The sequence below is a fragment of the Pseudomonas koreensis genome, from assembly GCF_036668835.1.
In the GTDB taxonomy this organism is placed as follows: domain Bacteria; phylum Pseudomonadota; class Gammaproteobacteria; order Pseudomonadales; family Pseudomonadaceae; genus Aquipseudomonas; species Aquipseudomonas koreensis_I.
Genome location: NZ_JAZEVW010000002.1, coordinates 403,425 through 428,262 on the forward strand (window position 1 = coordinate 403,425; position 24,838 = coordinate 428,262).

Genomic DNA, 24,838 nt, shown 5'->3' on the forward strand with positions numbered 1-24,838 from the left:
CCTCGTTGTCGCGGCCGCAGGCAGCCGCGTTTATTCGTTGATGCGCCGGGCGAGGCTGTTGGCGCTCTCGATCAGTACCCGGCGATAGTCGTCGTAATGGGTTTTCGCGTCGGCCCGTGGCGCGACGATGCACAAGGTACAAATCGCCACGCCTTGCGGGTCTTTGACCGGCGCGGCGAAGCAATGGGTGAAGGTGTCGGCAACGCTGTCGAATGAAAAGAAACCGTCGATGCCGGCCTGACGGATTTCCGCCAGAAAACGCTCCATTGGCAGACGTTCGCCATCGGGCAGGATGTAGTCGTCTTCGTCGATCAAGTCGATGATCTGCTGGTCGCTCAGGTGTGCCAGCAGCAGTCGCCCCGAAGCTGTCCACGGGATCGGCGCGTTCTCGCCGATGTCGGAAGAAATGCGGAAATGCCGCTCACCCTCCTTCATCAACGCCACCGTGTATTTGCGCCCGTTGAGCAGGCACATCTGCGCGGTTTCGCGGGTCTGGCTGACAATCTCCTGTAAGGCGTGATCGGCCTCGCGACTGAGGTCGAAATGGCGCAGGTGCGCCTGGCCGAGAAAGTACAGCTGGCGGCCGAGGTAGACATGACCGTCCTTGCCCACCGGTTCCAGGATGCGCCGTTCGAGTAACGAGGCAACCAGTTCGTAGACCGTGGATTTCGGGCTGCCGATGCCGTTGGCGATGTCGTTCGGGCGCAGCGGCTGGCCGATTTCCTTGAGGAAATCGAGGATATCGAACGCCCGGTCCAGACCGCGAGCCCGGCGCTTGATGGTGTCTTCGGTCATATCAGTGGTTCCCATTCAAAGTCGCCGGATGGTAACTGGCCCTTGGTGTCGTGTCAGCGGCAACGCTGCCCTCACCCCCCCGCCCTCGCCCGGAGGGAGAGGGAGCCTGATCGTATCGATGCGTATATTGTGGTCAGCTGCAAAAAACAGCATCGACAGTGATCAGTCCCCTCTCCTTCCGGGAGAGGGCTAGGGTGAGGGGAAGCCTTCACTCAGGCCTTCATCTTGTACGCGATGCAATCAATCTCAACCTTGCAATCGACCATCATGCTCGCCTGCACACAAGCCCGCGCCGGGGCGTGTTCGGGTTTGAAGTATTCGCCGAAGACCTTGTTGAAGCTGCTGAAGTCCCGCGGATCATCCAGCCACACACCGACCCGCACCACATCCTCCAGGCCATAACCCGCCTCTTCGAGAATCGCGATCAGGTTTTTCATGGTCTGGTGAGTCTGTTCGACAATGCCGCCGACAATGATCTCGCCCTCCACCGCTGGCACCTGGCCGGAGACGTGCAGCCAGCCATCCGCTTCGACTGCGCGCGCGAAGGGACGCGGCTGACCGCCGGCGGCAGTGCTACCGGTGCCATAACGAGTAATGCTCATGGGTGTTTCTCCTGATTACAAAACAAAGATTTAAAACCGCGTGTTCTTCAAAAACTCGGCCAGACGCGGTGACTGCGGGCGCTCGAACAGCTCCTTGGGAGGCCCCTGCTCTTCGATCCGCCCCTGATTCATGAACACGATCTTGTCCGAGACCTCGAAAGCAAACCGCATCTCGTGGGTCACCAGCAACATGGTCATGCCGTCTTCGGCCAGGCCTTTGATCACGTTGAGCACTTCGCCGACCAGTTCCGGGTCCAGGGCCGAGGTGACCTCGTCGAACAACATCAGGCTGGGGTTCATCGCAATCGCCCGGGCAATCGCGACGCGCTGTTGCTGACCGCCCGACAACTGGCCGGGAAAGTGATTGCGCCGCTCCAGCAGGCCGACGCGCTCCAGCCATTTCTCGGCAAGCACCACGGCTTCGTCCTTGTGCATTTTTTTCACCTTGAGCAAGCCCAGGGTGACGTTCTGCAACGCGGTCAAGTGCGGGAACAGGTTGAACTGCTGAAACGCCATGCCGGTCATCGCACGATGGCGGGCGATCACTTTTTCCGCGTGACGTACGCGCTTGCCGTTGACCTCGTCATAACCGATCGATTCGCCGTCGAGCAGAATCTGCCCGCCCTGAAATTCCTCAAGCATGTTCACGCAGCGCAGCAACGTGGTCTTGCCCGAACCGCTGGAACCGATCAGCGTCACGACGTTGCCGCGCTGCATGCTCAAATCGACACCTTTGAGCACTTCGACCGCGCCGTACTGTTTGTGCAGGCCGCGAATGTCCAGCAGCGCCTGATTCTGTGGGGAAACTTGAGCTTGAGTCATGGCAGGGCCACCCGCTTTTCAATGTGCCGGCCGAGTAATTCGATGCCGAAGTTGATGACGAAGAACAGAAAACCGGCGAACAGATAGAATTCCAGGGTCATGAAATTCCGGGCAATCACCTGCTGCGTACTGAGCAGCAACTCGGCCACGCCGATTACCGAGAGCAAGGTCGAGGCCTTGACGATTTCCGTGGACGAATTGACCCAGGTCGGCAAAATCTGCCGCAACGCCTGCGGCAACAGCACGTAGCCGAGGGATTGATAAAATGTCAGACCGATGGCTTTGCCCGCTTCCATCTGCCCCCGTGGCAACGCTTGCAGCGCGCCGCGGACAATCTCGGCGACGTGCGAGCCGCAAAACAGCGTCAGGCCCAAGGCGCCGGCCTGAAACGCGCTGATCTGCCAACCCAGCGCCGGCGCCATGTAGAAGCAGGCCAGCACTAATACAAACACCGGGGTGCCGCGAATCAGATCGACGTAAAAACGAAACGGCGCGCGCATCCAGAAGCGCCCATAGGTCAGCACCAACCCGGCGACAACACCGAGCAAAGTGCCGAGCAGTATCGCCAGCGCCGAGACCTGCACACTGGTCAAAAAGCCCTGCCACAGCGGCTCGCGCGCAACCCACAATTCATGCAGCCAATTGGGTGATTCGTACATCGCAGCCTCCTATCGGCGGATCGCCAGACGCTGCTCCAGGTAACGCAGCAGCATGGCAATGAGGTAACAGGCCGCGACATACAACGCCGTGGTCACCAGCCAGGTTTCGATCACCCGGTAGCTTTCGACGTTGATCTTGCGCGCGTAATAAGTCAGCTCCGGCACCGCAATCGCAGCGGCCAGCGAGGTGTCCTTGAACAGCGAAATGAAGTTGTTCGATAGCGCTGGCAAGACGTTGCGCAGCATCACCGGCACGGTGATGTAAGCCTTGACCTGCCATTCACCGAGACCGATTGCCAGCCCGGCTTCGCGCTGGCCTTTGGGGATGCTCAGCAAACCGCCACGGAACACTTCGGTCAGGTACGCGCCGGCATACAGCGACAGGGTGATGATGAACGAGGGGATCTTGTCCAGACGAATGCCAAGGCTCGGCAGTGCGAAATAGATCAACAGAATCAACACCAGGATCGGCGTGTTGCGTACCACCGTGACGTACACCGAGGCCAGCACCCGCAAGGCGCGATGCTTCGACAGCAAGGCAAACGCCATCAGCAGGCCGATCACGCAACCGATGGCGATCGACACCAGCGCCAGTTGCAGGCCCAGACCGAGCCCCGCCAGCAAGGTGTCGAAATCGCGCCACACGGCAGCAAAGTTCAACTGATAGTTCATGGTCAGCAGTACCTTGAGCGAGGCGACGGCAATCGCCCCGCTCTCACGGGATCATTTGAATTCGACAGGGAAACCGATGGCCGGCGACGGCAGATCTACACCGAACCACTGCTTGAACGACGCGGCGTAGGTCGGGAATTCAACCCCGGTCATGGCTTCATGCAACGCGGTGTTGACGAAGTTCAACCAGTCCTGATCGCCGCGTTTGACTGCGCAGGCGTAGGTCTGCGGGCTCCAGGCGTAGGCCGGGCTGCGATAACGGCCAGGGTTCTGCACCATCAGGTATTTGACCGAAGACTGGTCGGTGGCAGCCGCGTCGGCGCGGCCGGAGTTCACTGCCTGATACATCAGATCGACACTGTCGTACTGATCGACCTTGGCCTTGGGCAACGCCTGGTGCACCAGTTCTTCGGCGTAGACGTTTTGCAACACAGCAACGGTGACATCGTCGCCCGCGGCTTGCAGGTCTTCGATTTCCTTGTACTTGCTGTTGTTCGGCAGCAACAGACCAACCCCTTCGCGGTAATACGGCAGGGTGAACGCCACTTGCTGCGCGCGGCTGGCGGTGACGGTGATGAACTGGCAGCTCATGTCGACCTTGTCGGTGAGCAGATTGGGAATCCGCGCATCGGACGACTGCACGACGAACTCGACCTTGCTCGGGTCGTTGAACAGTCCTTTGGCCACCATCCTGGCGATGTCGATATCGAAGCCCTGCAACTTGCCGTCCGCCCCCTGAAAGTGCCACGGCGCATTGGTGCTGCCCGTGCCGACAATCAATTTGCCGCGAGCCAGGACACTGTCGAGCTTGCTCTCGGCAGCCTGGGCCAGGCCCATCACGGTTGATGAAGCTGCAAGAACGAAAACACACGCTTTGAACAACGAAGGACGGCGATGCATGGCAAGCACTCCAGAATGGTGTTTATTCCGCTATACCGGAACACGGTTTGTTACTACGGAATAGACAGCAGAAAGTGTGCCACAGCCCCGGTCAGAAATCTGCGCGGGTTTAAAGGTTTTTAGAATCAAGGGGATGCAATGGAGATATTGTTTGGGAGTGGTGCGTTAGAGGGAGCGGGTGCGCTACCGAACGCTACTGCAGGCGGGTATCAGGTTCCCAAACGGGATGGGGTGGGCGATTTCGGTGCGTTTGATAATCAGGCGTTGTTTGAAGGGCACCTGTAATTTCTGACAGTAGACGTCCCCACATACCCTCATTTAACGTCGCCGGACCTCACCGTCGTTGAAAAGGAGCATTCAATGAGCGCATCAACCCCTGCGGCAACGCTGTCACCGGTTTATCGCAAAGCCCTGAAAACCTGGCGCCCGGTCATCCTGTACTTTGCCAACGAGCACTGCCCCGCGTGCGAATGGGCTGGCCCGATCTTTCGCCAGACTGCCGAAGCCTACCGCCACCGTGCCAACGTTTACATGCTCGACACCGGCCAGTCGCCGCGCCATCCGTTGGTCACCGGCACGCCCACAGTGCTGTTCTATCGCAACGGCAAACTGCTGAAAAAGCTCAAGGGCATCGGTACGGAAGAGACGCTTGCAGAAGATTTCGCAAGGCATGTTGGCAAGACCAAGGCGCCTGCTGCACCGGCGCGTAAATCCCAGCATGACCTGGCCTGGTTGCGTGAGACATTCAAGGTTTTGCGTACCGTCGCGCACTCGCGTCAGCGTCGTTCGTATTGACTGCGCAAAACGCTCAAGTGCCTGCCCCATAAACGTTAAGTAGGATTGAAGCGTGACCAACTGGCAAGCCAGCTCCCACACGGACGCGCACGGCATTCGATCTGAAGCAAACTCATGACCCGTGGGAGCCAGCCTGCCGGCGATGGCGGAGGGTCAGGTAATGACCGCTGCAATCATGCAGCGGCGCGCTCCAGCAACACTCGCGTGACCCGTCGCTCTTCCACCGCCTCCACGGTCAATTGCCAGCCTTCGTACGCCAGCCGATCGCCCTTCATCGGCAAGCGATCCAGCAAACTCATCACCAGGCCAGCCATGGTTTGATAATCCTCGGTCGGCTCGGCCGCGAACCCGGTACGTTGGCGCACTCGGGCGAGTGGTAGCGCACCGCTGACCAAAAAGCCGCCCTGCTCCTCCAGCACATCCGGGCCTTCGATCTCGCTGGCATCGGGCAACTCACCGGCAATCGATTCGAGAATATCGGTCATGGTCAGAATCCCGACAAAATCACCAAACTCGTTGACCACGAACGCAATATGCGTCGAGGCCGCGCGCATCTGTTCCAGTGCGTTGAGGATCGAATAGCTATCGAGGAGGTTGACGGTCTGGCGCGCCATTTGCGCCAGGTTTGGCTCGGCGCCGGCCAGATAGTCCTTGAGCAGTTCCTTCTTGTGCACAAAGCCCAACGGCTCATCCACCGCGCCGTTGCGTATCAGCGGCAGGCGCGAGTAGGACGAATGCATCAATTTTGTGCGAATCGTCTCCGCGTCATCGGCCAGGTCAATGGCATCTACGTCGGCGCGCACCGTCATCAACTGGCGAATCGGTCGCTCGGCCAGTTGCAGCACGCCGCTGATCATCACCCGCTCACGGCGGTCGAACAGTTCCGCGCTGGGCGCATCACCGTTGTCGAGCAGGTCGGAGATTTCCTCGCCCACTTCTTCGGCTGCCAGGGTGCGCCCGCCGAGCAAACGCATGACCGCGTGGGCCGTGCGCTCACGCAGCGGACGCAGGCCCTGCATCGAGCGCTTGCGGCGCGCCCGGGCAATCTGGTTGAACACCTCGATCAGGATCGAGAAACCGATGGCCGCGTACAGGTAGCCTTTCGGAATATGGAAGCCCAGACCTTCGGCGGTCAGGGCGAAACCGATCATCATCAAAAAGCCCAGGCACAGCATGATCACCGTCGGGTGTGCATTGACGAAACGGGTCAGCGGCTTGCTGGCGACGATCATCAGGCCGATGGAAATGATCACCGCGATCATCATCACCGCCAGCTCATCGACCATGCCCACCGCCGTAATCACCGCATCGAGGGAGAACACCGCATCCAGCACCACGATCTGCGCAACGATCGGCCAGAACAGCGCATACGCCGCATTGGTCGTGCGTTCACCGACATGGCCTTCCAGCCGCTCGTGCAATTCCATGGTGGCCTTGAACAGCAGGAACACGCCGCCGAACAGCATGATCAGATCACGCCCGGAGAAGCTTTTGCCGAACACTTCGAACAGCGGCTGCGTCAGCGTGACCAGCCAGGAAATGCTCGCCAGCAGGCCCAGGCGCATGATCAGCGCCAGCGACAGGCCGATGATTCGTGCTCGGTCACGCTGATGCGGCGGCAGTTTGTCCGCGAGGATCGCGATAAACACCAGGTTGTCGATACCCAGCACCAGTTCCAGCACGATCAATGTCAACAAGCCCAACCAGGCCGTGGGATCCGCTAACCATTCCATAAAACGTCTCGATTTCTCTCAGTGAATTCAGGCTGCCGGACACGACAAAACGCAACGCGAAGGCTCAAGAGCCGCATTGCCAAAGATAGTCGGTAGTCGAAAAACCGGATGCTGCGCGAGCATCAAGACCGCGCCGTAGCGCGAGGAGAAGTGATAACTGGGGGGCTCCGAGAGGGTGTTCATGCAAATCCTGAATGAAAAATGGCCTTGGAGCGTACAGCCTCAAGACACATTTTCCCCAGTGGCAAATCATTTCAAGATCTGTACGGATGAGCTGGCGGCTGTTCCGTTCGCGAGCAGGCTCGCCAAGCGATCGTCAGCGGGCAGCCAGCTCATCGATGTGCCGATAGTCGGTGCCCAGCGCTTCGGCAATTGCCTGCGCTCGGCCCAGGCGAATCGGTCCGCGCTCGATATCAACCAGCAATCCCGGGCAATTCAGCGCTGGCAGTCCGGAGCAATGCTTCAAACGCCCGTCCGTTACCACCAGCAATCGCTGCTGTTCGGCGGGGAAACGCTTGCGCCGTTGCCCCAGCCATTGCTGCGCCTGCAGCAGCGCCGCGAGCAACGGTGTGCCACCGCCCGCTCCCAACGCTTGCAGCCACGCTTGCAAACCACTGGACGCTTTGAGTCCCTGCACGTGCCATGTCGGCGTCGAACCACTGGCGGTCAGCAAAGCGAGCCGCGCGCGCTGGCGGTAGGCGTCGTCGAACAATTGCGCGAGCAGACCTTTGGCATCGCTCAAAGCCTGATGGCGTCGGGTCGAAGCGGAGGCGTCGACGATCACCAGCCACAACTCGTGCGGCGAGCGGGTGCGCAGTTGAAACAGCAGGTCTTCACGCAGTCGTGGCCGCCCGTTGAGCAACGTGCCGGGCCAGTTCACCGAGCCACTGCTGGCGCTCTTGCGCTTGCCCTGGCGTCCGTTGTCGAGCCGTCCGGCGCGGGGTCTGGCATTCGCCCCCGCGTCGGATCGGGGGCGAATGCCTAGGGCTTTTTTGGCCAGACGGGCACTTCTCGTCGAGTGCCGGTGGCGAGCGCGGGCGCTGGCATATCGCCCCACTGCCCCTGCCCTTCGTTCGCCGTGTTCTGTGCCTGACTGGGCGCCTGCGGCGGTTGTTCTGGCTGCTGCGGGCTCGGCGCCGACGGTTCGCGACGTCGATGGCGCAGGGCAAACTCCGCCACGGCGTCGATATCTTCCTCGCCAATCTGCGTCGCCCCACGCCATGCAGCGTGAGCGCGGGCGGCGCGCAGCCACACCAGATCCGCGCGCAAACCATCCACGCCAGCGGCGAAACAACGCTCGGTAATCTGCGCCAACGCGGCGTCGTCCAGCTCGATGTTGCTCAATGCGATTCGCGCACGCTCACAGCGCTCACGCAGGCTTTGTTGCGCGGCGGCCCAGTGCGCGCAGAACGCCTGCGGATCGCTGTCGAAATCCAGACGCCGACGGATGATCTGGCCGCGCTCGGTCGGTTGCGTGTGGCCACTGAGCGCGACGTTCAGGCCGAAGCGGTCGAGCAACTGCGGGCGCAACTCTCCCTCTTCCGGGTTCATCGTGCCGATCAGGACAAATTTCGCCGAATGACGATGGGAGATGCCGTCACGTTCGATCAGGTTGGTGCCGCTGGCGGCGGCGTCGAGAAGCAGATCGACCAGGTGGTCGGGCAGCAGATTGACTTCATCGACGTAGAGCACGCCGCCGTCAGCCTTGGCCAGCACGCCGGGGGAAAACTGCGCGCGACCGTCGCTCAGGGCAGCGTCCAGATCGAGGGTGCCGACTAGACGCTCTTCGGTCGCGCCCAGCGGCAAGGTGACGAACTGGCCGCTGGCGAGCAGGTCCGCAAGGCCCCGGGCCAGGGTCGATTTGGCCATGCCGCGCGGTCCTTCGATCAGCACGCCGCCGATTTTCGGATCGATGGCGGTGAGGCACAGGGCAAGTTTGAGGTCATCGGCGCCGACCACGGCGGAGAGGGGAAAATGTGGGGTGTCGGTCATTTGTGGGTTCTCTGGCGTGGTCGTGGGTGGTCGTGAATGTTGTGGGGTGTCAGGTAAAAGCCCCTCACCCTAGCCCTCTCCCAGAGGGAGAGGGAACTGATTGAGGTGATCTTTCGAATCTCGCCGACCTGACACTTCGAGTCGAATACCCGTTTCGAAAACGACGCAGATCGGCCCCCTCTCCCTCCGGGAGAGGGCTGGGGTGAGGGTTGGCTTTTGGACGCGCTATCCATCCTCCTCGATATCCAGCAGCAAATTCTCCAGCGCTTCCTTATAAGCCCCCGGTTCCTGCCACAGGCCGCGCTGTTGCGCTTCAAGCATGCGCTCGGTCATATCGCGCAGCGCATGCGGATTGTGCTCGCGGACAAACTCCCGGGTCTGCGGGTCCAGCAAATAGGCGTCGGCCAGCAGCGCATATTGATGATCGTCAATCAATTGCGTGGTCGCATCGAAGGCGAACAGATTATCGACCGTCGCGGCCATCTCGAACGCGCCTTTATAGCCGTGGCGCTTGACCCCGTCGATCCATTTCGGATTGGCCGCGCGTGAACGGATCACCCGGTTCAGCTCTTCTTTCAGCGTGCGAATCTTCGGCAAATCGGGTTGGCTATGATCGCCGTGATAACTCGCCGCCGCTTGGCCGCTCAGGCTTTCCACGGCGGCGAGCATGCCGCCCTGGAACTGGTAGTAATCGTTGGAGTCGAGCAAGTCATGCTCGCGATTGTCCTGATTCTGCAGCACCGCCTGCACCTGACTCAGGCGCTGGACGAACTGTTCGCGGGCGGCGGTACCCTCGTCGGCGCCGCCATAGGCGTAAGCGCCCCAGTTCAGATAAACCTCGGCGAGATCTTCGCGGCTCTGCCACAGACGACCGTCGATAGCGCCTTGCACGCCAGCGCCGTAAGCACCGGGTTTGGCGCCGAAGATGCGCCAGCCGGCCTGCCGCCGCGCGGTATCTTCGTCGACGCCGGACTGACGCAGCGCTTCGCGCTCGGCGCGCACTTTCGCCGCCAGCGGATTGAGGTCATCCGGCTCGTCCAGCGCTGCGACCGCTTGCACGGCGGCGTCGAACAAGCGAATCAGGTTGGCAAACGCATCGCGGAAAAATCCCGAGACGCGCAACGTCACATCGACGCGCGGACGATCCAGCAGGCTCAGCGGCAGAATCTCGAAATCATCGACACGCTGACTACCAGTGGCCCATACCGGGCGTACACCCATCAACGCCATGGCCTGAGCAATGTCGTCACCGCCGGTGCGCATGGTCGCGGTGCCCCAGACCGACAGGCCGAGCTGACGCAGGTGATCGCCGTGATCCTGCAAATGCCGTTCGAGAATCAAGGTCGCCGACTGGAAACCGATGCGCCATGCCGTGGTGGTCGGCAAATTGCGCACGTCCACCGAATAGAAATTGCGCCCGGTCGGCAGCACATCGAGGCGCCCGCGACTGGGCGCGCCGCTCGGGCCGGCGGGGACGAACCGGCCGCTGAGGGCGTCGAGCAGACCGCGCATTTCTGCCGCGCCGCAGGCGTCCAGGCGTGGTGCGATGACCTCACGCAAATTATCAATGATCAACCCGACTTCAGCCCACCCCGGTTCCCGTGGGAGCGAGCCTGCTCGCGAAGGCGCTGGGTCAGGTGAATCATTGCTGAATGACACACCGCCTTCGCGAGCAGGCTCGCTCCCACAGGAATCCCTCAGGGATTCGAAGATCAGGTCGGTGGCGAACAATTCGAGGCGTTCGCGGGTGTCGCCGGCGGTGCGCCAGACTTCATCGGTGACGGTTTGCAGTTCGTCTGGACGCGCGCCGGTCCATGGCTCGGCCAGTAAGCAATCCAGCGGATCGAACCCCAGTTCAAACGCCTTGGCCAATGCGCGCAACAGGCTCGACTGGGCGCCCTTGCCATCCCCGCGCGGAATCCGCAGCAAGGCCAGCAAGGTATCGATGCGCAAACGCCCACTCGGCGACTCGCCGAAAATATGCAGGCCATCGCGAATCTGCGATTCCTTCAAATCACACAGATACGTATCCAGACGCGGCAACCAGATCGCCGCATCGGCGTCACTGTCCAGCGCGGCGTCGAGTTGCAGCTCGCGGTCGATCTGCGTGTCGCGCACCAGTTGCAGAATGTCGCGCTGCAATTCCCGGGCGCGGCGCGGGTCGAGCAACTGCGCTTCGTAATACTCGTCGGCGAGCAGTTCGAGATTGCGCAACGGCCCGTAGGTTTCGGCGCGGGTCAGCGGCGGCATCAAGTGATCGATGATCACCGCTTGCGTGCGCCGTTTGGCCTGAGCGCCCTCGCCCGGGTCATTGACGATGAACGGGTAGATATTCGGCAACGGCCCGAGCAGCGCGTCCGGCCAGCAGTTTTCCGAAAGGCCGACGCCTTTGCCGGGCAGCCATTCGAGGTTGCCGTGCTTGCCGACGTGGATCACGCCGTGGGCGCCGTAGGTGTTGCGCAGCCAGAAATAGAACGCCAGATAAGCGTGCGGCGGGACCAGATCGGGGTCGTGATACACCGCGCTCGGGTCCACCTGATAACCGCGTGCCGGCTGAATGCCGACGAAAGTCAGACCCAAGCGCAGCCCGGCGATCATCATCTGTCCGTCTCGGCACATCGGGTCGCTGTGCGGCGCGCCCCAACGCGCGATCACGGCGGCGCGATTGGCTTCGGGCAATGCATCGAACATCGCCAGATAAGCGTCCATCGCCAGGCTTTGCTGGCATGGGCGCAGGTCAATCGTCTCAAGGTCATTGCTGACGCCGCCGAGCAATTGCTGGATCAGCTCGGTGCCGCTGCCTGGCAATTCGGCCGAAACCGGATAGCCCTCGGCCTGCAACGCACGCAGGATATTCAGCGCTGCCGCTGGCGTGTCGAGGCCGACACCGTTGCCGATGCGCCCGTCGCGGGTCGGGTAGTTGGCGAGGATCAGCGCGATGCGCTTTTCGCTGTTCGGCACCCGCGCCAGATCAGTCCAGCGCCGCGCCAGTTCGGCGACAAAATCCATGCGTTCGGGTTGTGCGCGATAGCACACCACATCCGATTGACTGCGCTCGCTGCGCCAGGCCAGATCCTTGAAGCTGATCGGTCGGCTGATGATGCGTCCGTCAAGTTCCGGCAAGGCAATGTGCATGGCCAGGTCACGCGGGCCAAGGCCTTGCTCGCTGTCGCGCCAGCCGGGCTCGTTGTCCTGGGCACAGATCGCCTGGATCACCGGGATATTGCGGCGAAACGGCCGTAGATGCGGCGCTTCAGGGCTGGATTGGGCAAAACCGGTGGTATTGAGGATCACCCCGGCCTCGACTTCGTCCAGCCAGTCCTCGACCACCGACAGGCAGCCGGGTTCTTTCAGGCTGGCCACGGCGATGGGCAACGGATTCAGTCCCGCGGCCTGTAGACGCTGGCAGAACACATCAATGAACGCAGTGTTCGCCGCTTGCAGATGCGAGCGGTAAAACAGCAGCGCCACGACCGGTTGTGCGGGCAGCCATTCGGCCTGCCAGTCACTCAGCGTCGCGGTGGTTTTGTTCGGATGGTAAATCGCTGTGCGTGGCAGGGTTTGCGGCTCGCCCCACGGGTAATCGCGGGCGAACCAGCGATTGCCCAGGCACCGGAAAAAATCCAGCGCATTGCCCAGACCGCCCTGACGTAGAAATTGCCAGAGCCGGTCACGGTCCACCGCGCTGACGGTGCTCAAGTCGCTGAGTTCCGGGTCGGGGCGATCATCGCCCGGTACCAGAATCACTTGCACGCCGCGTTCGGACAGTTTGACGAGGCGCTCGACGCCATAGCGCCAATAGGCAATCCCGCCGTGCAGCGAAATCAGAATCACCTTGGCGTGACGCAGCACTTCATCGACGTACAGATCGACCGAGGCGTGATTCTGCACTTGCATCGGGTTGGCCAGACGCAGGCTCGGGTAGTCTTGCGGCAACTGCTGCGCCGCTTCGGCGAGCAGCGCGAGGCTGGAATCGCCGCTGCACAGGATCACCAGCTCGGCGGGGGTCTGGCCAAGGTCGGCAATGTTGTCATCCGAGACGAAACCGCCGGGCTGGGTCCTGAGCAGGTGCATGGCTTAAACGCTGAGCGCGGCGCGCAGTTGCGCTTCGAGTTGGACCGCGTCGAGTTCCTGACCGATCAACACCAGACGCGTCACGCGCGCTTCATCGGCGCCCCACTGACGGTCGAAATGCTTGTCGAAGCGCGTACCCACGCCTTGAATCAGCAGACGCATCGGCTTGTTCGGAATCGCGGCAAAGCCTTTCACGCGCAGGATGCCGTGCTGCACCACCAGTTGCGTCAACGCGTCGAGCAGCAGGCTTTCGTCGGCTTGCGGCAGTTCGATGGAGATCGAGTCGAAGGCGTCGTGATCGTGGTCATCGTGATCGTCGTCACCGTCGTCACCGTCGTGGTGATGGTCATGGTGACTGTGCCGGCTGTCGATGTGCTCTTCGGAACCGGCGCCGAGGCCGATCAACACGTCCAGCGGCAGACGGCCGTTGCTGGCTTCAACGATTTTCACCGCAGGTGGCAGCTCTTCGGCGACTTCCAGACGTACACGCGCGAGATCTTCCGGGCTGGTCTGGTCGGCCTTGTTGAGGATCACCAGATCGGCGCTGGCCAGTTGATCGGCGAACAGTTCGTGCAGCGGCGATTCGTGGTCCAGATTCGGATCGAGTTTGCGCTGGGCATCGACCTGGTCCGGGAACGCGGCGAAGGTGCCGGCGGCCACGGCCGGGCTGTCGACCACGGTGATCACCGCATCGACGGTGCAGGCACTGCGGATTTCCGGCCACTGGAAGGCTTGCACCAACGGTTTGGGCAGGGCCAGGCCCGAGGTTTCGATGAGGATGTGATCGAGATCGCCGCGACGCGCGACCAGCTCGCGCATCACCGGGAAGAACTCTTCCTGCACCGTGCAGCACAGGCAGCCGTTGGCCAGTTCGTAAACGCGGCCGCCGGCTTCTTCTTCGGTGCAACCGATGGTGCATTGCTTGAGGATTTCGCCGTCGATGCCCAGCTCGCCAAACTCGTTGACAATCACTGCGATACGCCGGCCCTGGGCGTTGTCGAGCATGTGCCGCAGCAACGTGGTTTTGCCCGAACCGAGGAAACCGGTGACGATGGTGACGGGGAGTTTGGCCAGTGTTTTCATCGGTATGCCCTTTGGCAAGCGGCGGGCATACGGGACGAGAACCGGAAACGTGCAGGCGCGCCGGAAGTATTCGCCACCGGATCACCCCGCCCGGTTGAAAGTGAGAATCTGTGACGAGGCAGGTCTCCTGGCTGACAGTGTTCAGGCGCCGGGCCTGGCATTCGCTGCGCCTTCCCGCGGGCTCGTGGACCGAGCTGGCAGTGGCGTGGCAGCGAACATCACCGTTCACAGTTGCGGGGGCAGCCGCGGCTTTGACCGCGTTCCCTTCTTAGCTTCGGCAAAAGCCGAAGAACCTCGAAGGCGCAAGGCTACGCATGGCTTGGTGATGGGTCAATGCTTTGGTTTCGTGGATATTCACGACTGCCCGAAATTGACTCAAACCCACCTACATGCTCTCCTGTGCGCCTTGTTACGGGTGCCCTTCACAGGGTGAAACGGGAAACCGGTGAATCATGTGCTTTACTCAGAGCCATGTCAGTCCGGTGCTGCCCCCGCAACGGTAAGCGAGCGAAGCGTCAAAGCCACTGTGCCAACCCGGCATGGGAAGGTGATGCTTGCAGGTCGGCCCCAGCGCCAACCCCTCGTGAGCCCGGAGACCGGCCCGCAACACACCAGTGCGCAATCAGTGTCACTGGAGATAACAAACCCGCGGTGGGCGGGCGCTGTTCATACCTCTGCACGTCCGTCGCGCAGGGTCTGCAGGCGCTCGCTTACACTGATTACTTAAAGGGAAGCGCCATGTCGATCATCAGCAGCACCGGCAGCAACACGGACAAAATCGCCAGCACCACCACTCTGAGCCAACGCCTGATCGCTGCCGCCTTCGCCTCGATTCTCGGCGCGGGCCTGGTGTATTTCGCCGGTTTTTCGCATATCGAAGCGGTGCACAACGCAGCCCACGATACCCGCCACAGCGCTGCGTTTCCTTGCCACTGAGACCCGTCGTATGATCAAGCGAATTGCGCAAACCGCAGGTTTCACTGGCCTGCTGGCCGCCCTGCTCCTCACGCTGCTGCAAAGTTTCTGGGTCTCGCCGCTGATTCTTCAGGCGGAAACCTATGAAAAATCCGCACCGGTCGCCGAAGTTCACGAACACGCGGCCGGCACCGCGGCGCACAGCCACGATGACGAAGCCTGGGAGCCGGAGAACGGCTGGCAGCGCGTAGTTTCGACCACCGGTGGCAATCTGGTGGTGGCGGTCGGTTTCGCCCTGATGCTGGCGGGCCTGTACACCCTGCGTGCGCCGCGTTCCACCGCGCAAGGCCTGCTTTGGGGCCTGGCCGGCTATGCCACGTTCGTGCTGGCGCCGACGCTGGGCCTGCCGCCGGAATTGCCGGGTACTGCGGCGGCTGATCTGGCATCACGGCAGATGTGGTGGATCGGCACTGCGGCGTCGACTGCGGTCGGCCTGTCGCTGATCGCTTTCAGCCGGCACTGGCTGATGCAGCTGCTGGGCGTGGCGATTATCGCGGTGCCGCATGTGATCGGCGCGCCGCAACCGCTGGTGCATTCGATGCTCGCGCCCGAAGCACTGGAAACCCAATTCAAGGTCGCTTCGCAGTTGACCAACGTGGCGTTCTGGATGGCCCTGGGCCTGATCAGCGCCTGGTTGTTCCGCCGCAACAGCGACGGCCACTACCACGCATGAGCGATGACCGCGTAGCGTCAACCTTGGTTGTCGGACTCGGCTGCCAGCGCGGCTGTCCGAGCAGCACGCTGCGCGCGCTACTGGACCAGGCCTTGCAGGCAAACGGCATTGAGCTCAAGTCAATCAAGGCCCTGGCCAGCATCGATTTGAAGCGCGACGAACCGGGCCTGCAGGAACTGGCCGCTCAACTGGCCTTGCCCCTGCTGTACTTCAGCAGCGAGGAATTGGCCGGTTACCAGTCAATGCTCAGCCACCAGTCGCAAATCGCTTACGAACGCACCGGCTGCTACGGCGTGGCGGAAAGTGCAGCGCTGGCGCTCGCCGAACAACTCCTGCAGGCGCCGGCAAAGCTGCTGATCAGCCGACAAAAATACGCTCAGGCCACTCTGGCGTTGGCCGGCGCCGCGTAAATCTCGATAATCCCCATCGTCCATCATGAACAATCTTCATCTGAAGGGTTGTTGCGCTTCTTCTTCAAGGATTCAACGATGACCGTTTATTTCATCGGCGCCGGCCCCGGCGACCCGGAATTGATCACCGTTAAAGGGCAACGGTTGATCCGTCACTGCCCGGTGATCATCTATGCCGGTTCACTGGTACCCGCTGCAGTGCTCGAAGGGCATCAGGCGCAAACCGTGGTCAACAGTGCCGAGCTGCACCTTGAGCAGATCATCGAGCTGATCAAGACCGCGCATGCCAACGGCCATGACGTCGCGCGGGTACATTCCGGCGATCCGAGCCTGTACGGGGCGATCGGTGAACAGATTCGTCATCTGCGTGAGCTTGATATCCCGTTCGAGATCATTCCTGGCGTGACGGCCACCGCCGCCTGTGCGGCGCTGCTCGGAGCCGAACTGACCCTGCCGGATGTGTCGCAGAGCGTGATTCTGACTCGCTATGCCGACAAGACTGCGATGCCGGTCGGCGAAGAATTGGCCAATCTGGCCCGGCATGGCGCAACCATGGCGATTCACCTGGGAGTCAATCATCTGGAGAAGATTCTTGTGGAGTTGTTGCCGCATTACGGTGCGGATTGTCCGATTGCGGTGATTCACCGAGCGACGTGGCCGGATCAGGACTGGGTGGTGGGCACGCTGGCCGATATTGCCGACAAGGTGGCAGCGAAAGGCTTTCGGCGCACGGCGTTGATTCTTGTCGGGCGGGTACTGGGCAGCGATGTGTTCAGCGAGTCATCGTTGTATCGTGCGGGGCATGCGCATCTCTATCGCCCTTGATGGCCTCTTCGCGAGCAGGCTCGCTCCCACCTTGGGTAAAACGAGGGTATAAAAAAACGGCGCTCACGGGGCGCCGTTTTTCCTGTTCGCAGCGAACGCTTTAGTAGTAGGCGTTTTCTTTCTGCGTGTGGTCGGTCACGTCGCGCACGCCCTTGAGCTCAGGGATGCGCTCGAGCAAGGTGCGCTCGATGCCTTCCTTCAAGGTCACGTCGGCCTGGCCGCAGCCCTGGCAACCGCCACCGAACTGCAACACGGCAATGCCGTCTTCCACAACATCGATCAGGCTGACCTGACCGCCGTGGCTGGCCAGCCCCGGGTTGATCTCGGTTTGCAGGTAATAATTGATGCGCTCGTTGACCGGACTGTCGGCGTTGACCATCGGTACCTTGGCGTTTGGCGCTTTGATGGTCAGTTGGCCGCCCATGCGGTCCGTGGCGTAGTCAACCACGGCGTCGTCGAGAAACGCTTCGCTGAACGAATCGATATACGCGGTGAAGCTTTTCAGCCCCAGCGCCGTATCTTCAGGTTTTTCTTCGCCCGGCTTGCAGTAGGCAATGCAGGTCTCGGCGTACTGGGTGCCAGGCTGGGTGATGAAGACGCGGATGCCGATGCCCGGGGTGTTCTGCTTGGACAGCAGATCAGCCAGGTAATCGTGGGCGGCGTCGGTAATGGTAATAGCGGTCATGGAAACTCCTCGCAGGCTTGGGCGCAGTTTACGCCAATCGGCGCGCGGGACAAAGTCCCAGTATTTTTGTCGGAAAAAGCCGGGCGCATGCCCTCGCCCCCTCGCCGACCACGCTGATGACTTGGCGCTTGAACGGCGGATGCGCTGTTTACAAATGGAAACCCAAGCACATTCTCATCCATATATATGTATACCTCAGCCGGTTTTCCACCCCCCTATATTGAAGGCCTTCGACTATTTTCCAGCCGCTACGGCTCAAAGGCCTTGAATGTCTACTTCGCTGTCCCGTTTCTACAACAAGACGCCGCCGCGCAGATTGCAGGATCTCAATCACCTGATCAGTTACCTGCATGGGCTCATCGACGATAACTTCAACACGGATGCCAGCCAGCTCTATTACTACCCGACCGCCGCCTCTGAATTGGGGCGCGAGTGCAAGGAAGCCTTTCGTGTATTGAAAAAACTCGAGACAGATGAAGATTTCATAACCCACCTTTCCACGCCAGCCACGGTCGATCAATCGCTGTTAGGCAACGACTTCCTGTACGACTTTGTATCCTTGCAGTTGAGCTCTACAAAAAACCCGACACCTGACCCGGCAGAGGTGTTCCCGATCGCCGGTCACTCGGTAACGCTGAGAGATGTTCCGATCTACTGGTCGATCGACGTTGATGTCTTGCTGGATATCTACCACAAGGTCGGCAACGGGCTCAAAAGCGACGGTTCCGTGCGCTTGGACCTGGTGCTGGCCTGGTACGCGCTCATCCCCCGGCGTCCCGCCACACAGGCTGACTGGCAGCGCCTGCTGCACAATCTGGTTGAGCATCGCGCGCTATGGCTGCTCGGGCATCACGGTCCCGTCAGCGACTTCGAACACTTGTTCAGCGCTGAGGGCGACAAAACGATCATGCGGGTTATCCGCCAAATCGAATCCGAAACCTCCCGCTGTCTGTTGGCTAATGTCGTACCGGTGAAACCCAATGGAAAATTTGCAAAGTTAAGCCAAACCACGCCGGTAACGCTCCTGGAAACAGCCCTGCAATCGGCCAATAACCTGCAACTGGCGCAACGTATTGCCAGGGAACTGGATTGGTATACGGCGAAGGACAAGCAAAACGGACCAGCCACTGTACTGACCAGGTTGTTATGGCGAGCGCTTTGGCTGAGTATCAAACCGGGCCCGCACGGTAACTATCAAAACGAGTTGCAGATACTGATCGAGCCCGGCTGTAGTTATTCATCCATACACAAATCATTGATCGAAGAATTTCAAAGATCACTTCACGTCGAGCGGCCCATTGCCCTGCTAGCGGTGGCCATCATGAAATGCAATGTGGCCAGCGAGGCATGGGTTCAGGATATTCCTGACGAACTGCCGTACGCCACGTCCAGTACCTGGGTCAATTTCAAAAGCGGGTTCATGCTTGCCGAATCCGTCGCGCCCGGCTCATCCCGACAGATGAGCTTTGAACAGCTGCTGAATTTGCCAGCAGAGCATTTTCGAGCCTTTGCGCACGATATCGAGCAACAGCGACTGGTTGCCGCCGCCAAAGTCCGCCCAACGGTAGAGTGGGCAGCGGCGACGGGATTGTTCGCCACACGTCAGACGGCTTACCCGGTCAGTGAAATAGAGCTGGCACTGAGCACGCTGGAACAGCACGAGCAAGAAATGCTCGATGCCCTGAAAAACTTCGCGCTCAATCCGCCGAGCCGCTTTCGTTACGCATCAGACGCAGCGTACGACCAGGCGTTTCAGGCCTGGCTGGTCACTCCAAGAGCCGCCTACAAGTCTTTGATCAAAACATTGCTAGCCCAATACCTGCCTGCATGCCGGGGTGATCTTGAGCGAGACGAGGTGACTGTCTACTCGTTGCGACTGCCGCTCAACGACACGCAGGTCGAACATGAGAACAAAGCCAACACCGACGCGGTGCGTGGCCGCTGCGGGTTCATTCTGCGAATGGTCAATCCCGCTTGGCCGTCCCAGGCTCGTTACGTTGAAGTCTTCCCTCGGACGGGTGTCGTGTGCCTGCGCGAAGACATTGATGCGCTGCCAGTCGGCGGTGAGATCAAGGTCGAAAAAGTCGGTTCCAGCAGCCGTACCAGTCGCGGCTCCTTCAGAAAAGGCACCGAAATGCCTTTTGACTGGGAAGCTTACCGCGACGGCTCGAAACCCAGAGCGCATCAGCACGCCACCCTGATCATGGAGCAGGTTGGCGGAACATTCGCCGCGGTGGCCATTGAGCAACGCGCCCCCGACGTAGCGACACGCACCCTGCCCTTCGCTGCGAATAATCTGACCTCTGCCCGCGCGGAAGAACTGGCAGTGATGATTGCCCGCGAATTGTTTTACAAAGATGAGTCGGCCTTGCTCGAAGACACCCGCAAGGCGACCCGCAGCTCGGATATCGGCAGGGATTTTCTCGAAGACCTCAGCTTCTGGGGAAAGATGTTGGTACCGTTCTGGGGCGCCATCGATGATCTGGCATCCGGCGAGTCGCAACGCATTGAGCGCGGCGGGCTTGGCCTGTTCACCGATATTGTCTCGTTTGGCCTGCCGATTGGCAGATACCTGGCCGGTTGTACGCGGGTGGTCAGCCTCGCAGGCAAGATCGGCCTGCGTCTCGCCTTGCCTAAATTGGCCATCCTGACGCGAACCCTATTGATCTCGACGCTGCGCGAACTCAACCCGCTGGAGTCAGTATTGGCAGTGCTCAGGCTCGCACGCTTCACCCTGCGCAAGGTTGGCGCTGCGGTAATGCGTCAGGCACGCCTTGGCATTGCCCAACTGCGCGATGGAACGGTGACTGCTCAGCACTTGATCGCGGTTGACCCGACCACCTGGAAACCGCACCAGCCCGGTGATCGATTGTGCACCGTCGAGGGGATTGCCAATATTCCCATGCGCAACGTCGGCAGCGTCGACATCGCGGACTATCGGCTCATCGATGCGCTGACAAACCAGGCTTTCGGCCCGCGCTACCGCGAGCCAGTGACGGTCATGAGCAACAGCAGCCCGTTGCTGCGTCCCTACGCTGTTGAACCGCATTGGATTGCCGGCCTCCAGGCCGACTCGCGAGGGATCTTTTTTCGCCCTGAATACAACCAGAAGTTCATTTGCAATATTGATGAACACGGCTCCGTCGCGGTTTACCAGATACGTGAGAATTCCTATGGATTCCTTCAGGAAACCGCGCAGACCGGGGAAAACAGCTTTTCCGTGGTGCTGGTCAACCCGAAAAACAACCGTGACCTGTCGATCAATCTGTCCTCGGTGAAGCCCGGTCACTGGTACACGAAGAACATCCGGGTCAGCGGCGGCGCGCCGGACGATCCCACCGTGACAACACCGTTGCATCTGCAAGAGTGGTCGCGGTTCAGCGAGCACGTACTGAAGGCCACCCTTGAGGCGTTCGCGAAAAAGCATCGGCTGGACCCGGCCGCTTTCAGGCAATTCGTTCACACGCAAGTCCAATTGAAACCGCTGGGCCAAAGCATACTGGATCGGTCCGGCACTGCACGTACGGTCGTCACCTACGAACATCTGCGAAAGTGGCGCAACATGTCGCAGGAAGGCCGCAACACCCTCAGCCGCGAAGGCTTCGCCGCCACGGAGAATCTTGACCCGCAGGAGTTCATTTCCCACGTCAACACCGATGGCTCGTTCCGGGGTCCGGGCAAGGTGTTGGAGAAATATGCCCATAACCAGCCGTTCACGCCTTTGACCGCGGAACATATCGAGCGATGGCGCTTGCGTTACGTCGCTACCGGGTCCGCCAGCACCATGAGTACATTCCTCGATGACGAAAATCTCGACCCGGTGCTCTGGTCAACGTTTGTCAATGATCGGGGTGAATTGAGAAGTGCGGTACCGGAGTGTTTGCAATTGCTCGCTGCCTCGGATTCAGCGCTCATGCGCGCTCGAAAGTCCCTTCCCCCCGGTACTGGGATAAAGTCCGCTTCCTGGCAAATGCCACGGCCGCCATCGCCTGGCGAAACAGGGCCGCTTTCGCAGCCGACTGCTGGCAGTTCCAAGCGACCTCGACTGGATAATGCTGCGCCAGACAACGCGCGCACCGCGGACCTGACCCCTTCGCTTGGGCATCACATCAATAACAATGCCCCCATTCTTCAGGACCCGACGGATGTCAGGATCAGCCTGACGCGCAAACTGGAAGGAGATATCGACAAAATAACCATCACCGAAACCAATCGCTTCCTCGCGGGGTTTGAGGGTGCCAGACTCAAGGAAATGACGCGCCGAATCACCGAAGACGTCCATGAATGGATCGCCGATGAAGGCCGCCATCACGACAGACTGCTCAGTCGTCTCGAGGTCAGACGACCGCTCGACGGTCCGGAACGAGGGTTGTCGGTATTTGCCAAAGTCGATATCGAGCCTTTCGAAGTACTGGGGCCCTACGCCGGCAAATTGCACCGCACCGCCAAATCCGTGCGGGCGGAAATCCTCGAAAAATCCACCGAGAAAGTCAGCACTTTTCTCTACGAAACGGCAACGAAGGGCGCCACCCTGAGCGGTCATGGCAACAGCAACGTGCTGAGCCTGATCAACGCGGTCAATGTGCCCGGCCAAGCCAATATCGGCGTGGAGAACGTGGGCTCGATCTATGTTGGCAAATACATGGTGTTTTTGCTCGCCTGGGAGAAGATTCCGGCGGGCACCGAACTGTTCCTCGATTACGGCGCTGATTACTGGAAAGCCTTGAAGCCCGCTGGCGCAGCGTCAGCGCACGGCCCGACATGAGCGCTGCTCAGCATTGACCCACCCGGCGACGCAGGCCACAAGCCTGCGTCGTCGGGTGCTCACAGATTCTCGTAGCGATTCATGTCCAGCACGCCCTCTTCCACCGGATCGGTTTCGTGAAGGTACCGGCTCAGATCATGGAAATAAAACCAGAACTGCGGGTGACTGCGACGGATGCCCCAGCGCTCGACGATTTTCTCGAAGCGATCGACATCCCTGGCATTTTCCATCGCATCGACAAACACAGGCACCTGATCCGCCGGAACGTTGAAGATGAAATTCGGATAACTGGTCAGCACCCCCGGATAGATCGTCAACGTGTCGAGCCCCGGCTGATAGCGCAGCGATTCACCCAGCAGAAACGCCACGTTGCTGTGCGCACGGTTGCGCAGCAGGCTGTACACCTCGCGTTTGCCACCCGCCGCTTCAACGCGCAGCAGGGTCGCTTCCGGCAACTGATCGATAACCTTCATGCCGGCCGCCGGGCGTGAGGCCAGACGACTCAACGCCTGCTCGGCATTTTGCAGCGCCGGATCAATGTTCGGCCGCGAGCAGTAAGCGCCATCGCAACGATTGATCGGATCAGGCCGCGCATTCAGATCACCGTAACGTGTCAGCAACTGCATCGCGAAGTCGCGTTTGGGGTCCTTTTCATCAAGCTTCAGCGCGGTCGGTTTGTCGTCATCGATGGCTTCGTAATCGAGCCACATCTTGAACTGACCGCTGCTCTGGTACCAATCATTGAGGTAATCCTCACGGGAATCGGCCGGCATCAGGCGCAGGAAGTTCTGCTCGGCGCCGTTGCGGATCAGGTCGAAATACAGACGCGTCTGTGCCTGATGGGAGACATTGCCGAACACATCGAAGTTGACCGCCAACTGATAATAGGTGCGCTCCAGCAACGGATAGTCGAACAGCCACATCGTCTGCGGCACATCGCCGATCAAGCCCTTGACCACCGCGGCGCTGTCGAAGTGGCGGAAAATGCTCAGCAACGCATTGTCATTGCCGGCCCACAGGGTCGACCAGCTCGGCGCCGGGATTTCAGCGTAATTGTCGCGGCGCAGCGCCTCATATTCGTTACGTTTATCGCGATAGTTGCGCCACAGGCTCAGGACACTGCCGACATCATCGTTCTGCCCCGGCATGGCCAGCAACGGCGTGGCCTGACCGCGATAGCGCGGGTCGGTGATGTACAGGTCATGCTCCGGGGCCTGGAACAGCGCCCAGAAGTTGTCGCGAATCACGTCAGTCGCGATCTGCCCGCGGCACACCGGGCCACGAATAAAGGTTCGAACAAAATATTCGGCGTTGTCGAGCATGAACTGATACCGCGCCTGCGCCGGAATCGCTTCGAAGGTGGCGAACGGGTTGGCGCGACTCTGCGGGCCATAACCGGGCAACGCATCGACCTGCCAGTTACCGCTGTAGAACAGGCTTTTGATCCGCGCCATCTTCGCCGCACTCAGCGGGTAGGTGATGTGGGTCTTATGCACGATCACCCCTTGCACCGGCCACAAGCGGTAATACACCTGCGTGCCCGGATCGTCGTTGGGCCGACGCGTGGCGATCAGGTCAATTGGCTGGCCGGTCGGTGTGCGCGAACGCACCCACTGGAAAAAATGCCCAGGCTCACCGTCCTTGAAATAGATGTGCGCCAGGTACCAGTGCTCGAACAGCCAGCGCCCGACCAGACTCTGCCGCGCGCCGGGGGCGTTGAGCAGGTTTTCCCACTGGACGATCTGCAACGCCTCTTTGGCGCTCGGCGCCAGCCCCTGCTCATCGATCGGCGCGCCCGACGCCAGCCAGCGCTGCAAGGTCTGATATTGCTGGTCGGTCAGCCCGGTGACCGCCAGCGGCATGCCTTCTTTGGGATGCGCCCCGGCGTAAGCGTCGAATTCGGCAGGCATCGCGCACAGATTGCTGCGGTTGAGCCCCAGCACGATGTCTTGCGGCAGTTTGGCGTTGGGCGTCAGCGGGGTTTTGTGGCCGAGCTCCAGCATGCGCGCCATCAGTGCCGCCTGGCTGCCTTGGGCATCGAGCACCGAATAGAAATCCTTCTGCTGCCAGGCACGTTTGCCAAAGGCGTCGTAGAACAATCGGGTGGTCGGCGCTGCCTGGGTGCGTTCGCCATCATAGACCGGCATTTTGCTCGCGCCGCGGGCGGCTCCCTCGCCGCTGCCCAGGTTCAACTGGCAGGCCGAGTCATAACAGGCGTGGCAAGCGACGCATTTCTCGGTGAAGATCGGCTGGATATCGCGCGTATAACTGATCGGGGACGAGGTCGCAGGCGTCTGCGCTGCAGCAACGCCGCTCAGGAACAGCAACATGAAACTGATGACGCGGTACGACATGCTGCTGATCCCGATTGTAAAAAA

At 60.6% G+C, this 24,838-nt stretch carries 19 protein-coding genes and 2 riboswitches; of the genes, 6 read left to right on the forward strand and 13 right to left on the reverse strand.

Features of this window, described 5'->3' with window-relative positions; all coding sequences use genetic code 11:
• Nucleotides 1-30: 30 nt before the first annotated feature.
• From V6F91_RS06930 to V6F91_RS06955, 6 genes are all read right to left on the reverse strand, one after another.
• Entirely contained in the window at nt 31-795 is a 765-nt protein-coding gene (locus tag V6F91_RS06930) for an IclR family transcriptional regulator (RefSeq protein ID WP_332763603.1), read from the reverse strand.
• 212 nt (nt 796-1,007) lie between these two features.
• Nucleotides 1,008-1,397 carry a RidA family protein gene (locus tag V6F91_RS06935; protein ID WP_332763170.1) on the reverse strand — a complete coding sequence of 130 codons (390 nt, stop codon included), beginning with the start codon at nt 1,395-1,397 and terminating at the stop codon, nt 1,008-1,010.
• Between the two features lie 30 nt (nt 1,398-1,427).
• Nucleotides 1,428-2,219, reverse strand: a complete 792-nt coding sequence (locus V6F91_RS06940; RefSeq protein WP_090283234.1) for an amino acid ABC transporter ATP-binding protein — start codon at nt 2,217-2,219, stop codon at nt 1,428-1,430.
• Nucleotides 2,216-2,878 (reverse strand): amino acid ABC transporter permease, encoded by a 663-nt coding sequence (locus tag V6F91_RS06945; protein ID WP_332763171.1) that lies wholly within the window; start codon nt 2,876-2,878, stop codon nt 2,216-2,218. The genes V6F91_RS06940 and V6F91_RS06945 overlap by 4 nt, the downstream gene beginning before the upstream one ends.
• A 9-nt stretch (nt 2,879-2,887) precedes the next feature.
• Entirely contained in the window at nt 2,888-3,550 is a 663-nt protein-coding gene (locus V6F91_RS06950; RefSeq protein WP_076563193.1) for an amino acid ABC transporter permease, read from the reverse strand.
• A 51-nt stretch (nt 3,551-3,601) separates the two neighbouring features.
• A complete protein-coding gene (locus V6F91_RS06955) occupies nt 3,602-4,450 on the reverse strand; it encodes a transporter substrate-binding domain-containing protein (RefSeq protein WP_093101834.1) in 849 nt (282 codons plus the stop codon).
• Between the two features lie 360 nt (nt 4,451-4,810).
• On the opposite strand from V6F91_RS06955, the gene V6F91_RS06960 reads away from it, so the two are divergent.
• A complete protein-coding gene (locus tag V6F91_RS06960; protein WP_332763172.1) occupies nt 4,811-5,245 on the forward strand; it encodes a thioredoxin family protein in 435 nt (144 codons plus the stop codon).
• A gap of 173 nt (nt 5,246-5,418) precedes the next feature.
• Here the strand turns inward: V6F91_RS06960 and V6F91_RS06965 are convergent, their stop codons facing one another.
• From V6F91_RS06965 to cobW, 5 genes are all read right to left on the reverse strand, one after another.
• Nucleotides 5,419-6,978 (reverse strand): TerC family protein, encoded by a 1,560-nt coding sequence (locus V6F91_RS06965; RefSeq protein WP_332763173.1) that lies wholly within the window; start codon nt 6,976-6,978, stop codon nt 5,419-5,421.
• 316 nt (nt 6,979-7,294) lie between these two features.
• Nucleotides 7,295-7,978, reverse strand: coding sequence for a vWA domain-containing protein (locus V6F91_RS06970; protein ID WP_332763605.1), 684 nt, complete (start codon nt 7,976-7,978; stop codon nt 7,295-7,297).
• Nucleotides 7,960-8,970, reverse strand: a complete 1,011-nt coding sequence (locus V6F91_RS06975; protein ID WP_332763174.1) for an ATP-binding protein — start codon at nt 8,968-8,970, stop codon at nt 7,960-7,962. The genes V6F91_RS06970 and V6F91_RS06975 overlap by 19 nt, the downstream gene beginning before the upstream one ends.
• Before the next feature lie 225 nt (nt 8,971-9,195).
• Nucleotides 9,196-13,044: a cobaltochelatase subunit CobN gene (cobN, locus tag V6F91_RS06980; RefSeq protein ID WP_332763175.1), complete on the reverse strand. Its 3,849-nt coding sequence runs from the start codon at nt 13,042-13,044 to the stop codon at nt 9,196-9,198.
• 3 nt (nt 13,045-13,047) lie between these two features.
• Nucleotides 13,048-14,127: a cobalamin biosynthesis protein CobW gene (gene cobW / locus V6F91_RS06985; protein ID WP_332763176.1), complete on the reverse strand. Its 1,080-nt coding sequence runs from the start codon at nt 14,125-14,127 to the stop codon at nt 13,048-13,050.
• 100 nt (nt 14,128-14,227) lie between these two features.
• Nucleotides 14,228-14,439, reverse strand: a riboswitch (cobalamin riboswitch).
• 84 nt (nt 14,440-14,523) lie between these two features.
• Nucleotides 14,524-14,746, forward strand: a riboswitch (cobalamin riboswitch).
• 119 nt (nt 14,747-14,865) lie between these two features.
• Here cobW and V6F91_RS06990 point away from each other — a divergent pair.
• The 4 genes from V6F91_RS06990 (at nt 14,866) to cobM (ending at nt 17,010) form a co-directional block, all read left to right on the forward strand.
• Nucleotides 14,866-15,063, forward strand: a complete 198-nt coding sequence (locus V6F91_RS06990; RefSeq protein WP_093101841.1) for a CbtB domain-containing protein — start codon at nt 14,866-14,868, stop codon at nt 15,061-15,063.
• Between the two features lie 10 nt (nt 15,064-15,073).
• Entirely contained in the window at nt 15,074-15,775 is a 702-nt protein-coding gene (locus V6F91_RS06995; RefSeq protein ID WP_332763177.1) for a CbtA family protein, read from the forward strand.
• Complete coding sequence (locus tag V6F91_RS07000; protein WP_332763178.1) at nt 15,772-16,185, forward strand: cobalamin biosynthesis protein; 414 nt, start codon at nt 15,772-15,774, stop codon at nt 16,183-16,185. The genes V6F91_RS06995 and V6F91_RS07000 overlap by 4 nt, the downstream gene beginning before the upstream one ends.
• A 78-nt stretch (nt 16,186-16,263) precedes the next feature.
• Entirely contained in the window at nt 16,264-17,010 is a 747-nt protein-coding gene (gene cobM / locus V6F91_RS07005) for a precorrin-4 C(11)-methyltransferase (RefSeq protein ID WP_332763179.1), read from the forward strand.
• Nucleotides 17,011-17,110: 100 nt separating this feature from the next.
• Here the strand turns inward: cobM and nfuA are convergent, their stop codons facing one another.
• Nucleotides 17,111-17,695 (reverse strand): Fe-S biogenesis protein NfuA, encoded by a 585-nt coding sequence (nfuA, locus tag V6F91_RS07010; RefSeq protein ID WP_003225494.1) that lies wholly within the window; start codon nt 17,693-17,695, stop codon nt 17,111-17,113.
• Between the two features lie 268 nt (nt 17,696-17,963).
• On the opposite strand from nfuA, the gene V6F91_RS07015 reads away from it, so the two are divergent.
• Nucleotides 17,964-22,460, forward strand: a complete 4,497-nt coding sequence (locus V6F91_RS07015; protein ID WP_332763180.1) for an SET domain-containing protein — start codon at nt 17,964-17,966, stop codon at nt 22,458-22,460.
• Between the two features lie 59 nt (nt 22,461-22,519).
• Here V6F91_RS07015 and V6F91_RS07020 read toward each other — a convergent pair whose 3' ends face one another.
• Complete coding sequence (locus tag V6F91_RS07020) at nt 22,520-24,814, reverse strand: fatty acid cis/trans isomerase (RefSeq protein WP_332763181.1); 2,295 nt, start codon at nt 24,812-24,814, stop codon at nt 22,520-22,522.
• Between the last annotated feature and the right edge of the window lie 24 nt (nt 24,815-24,838).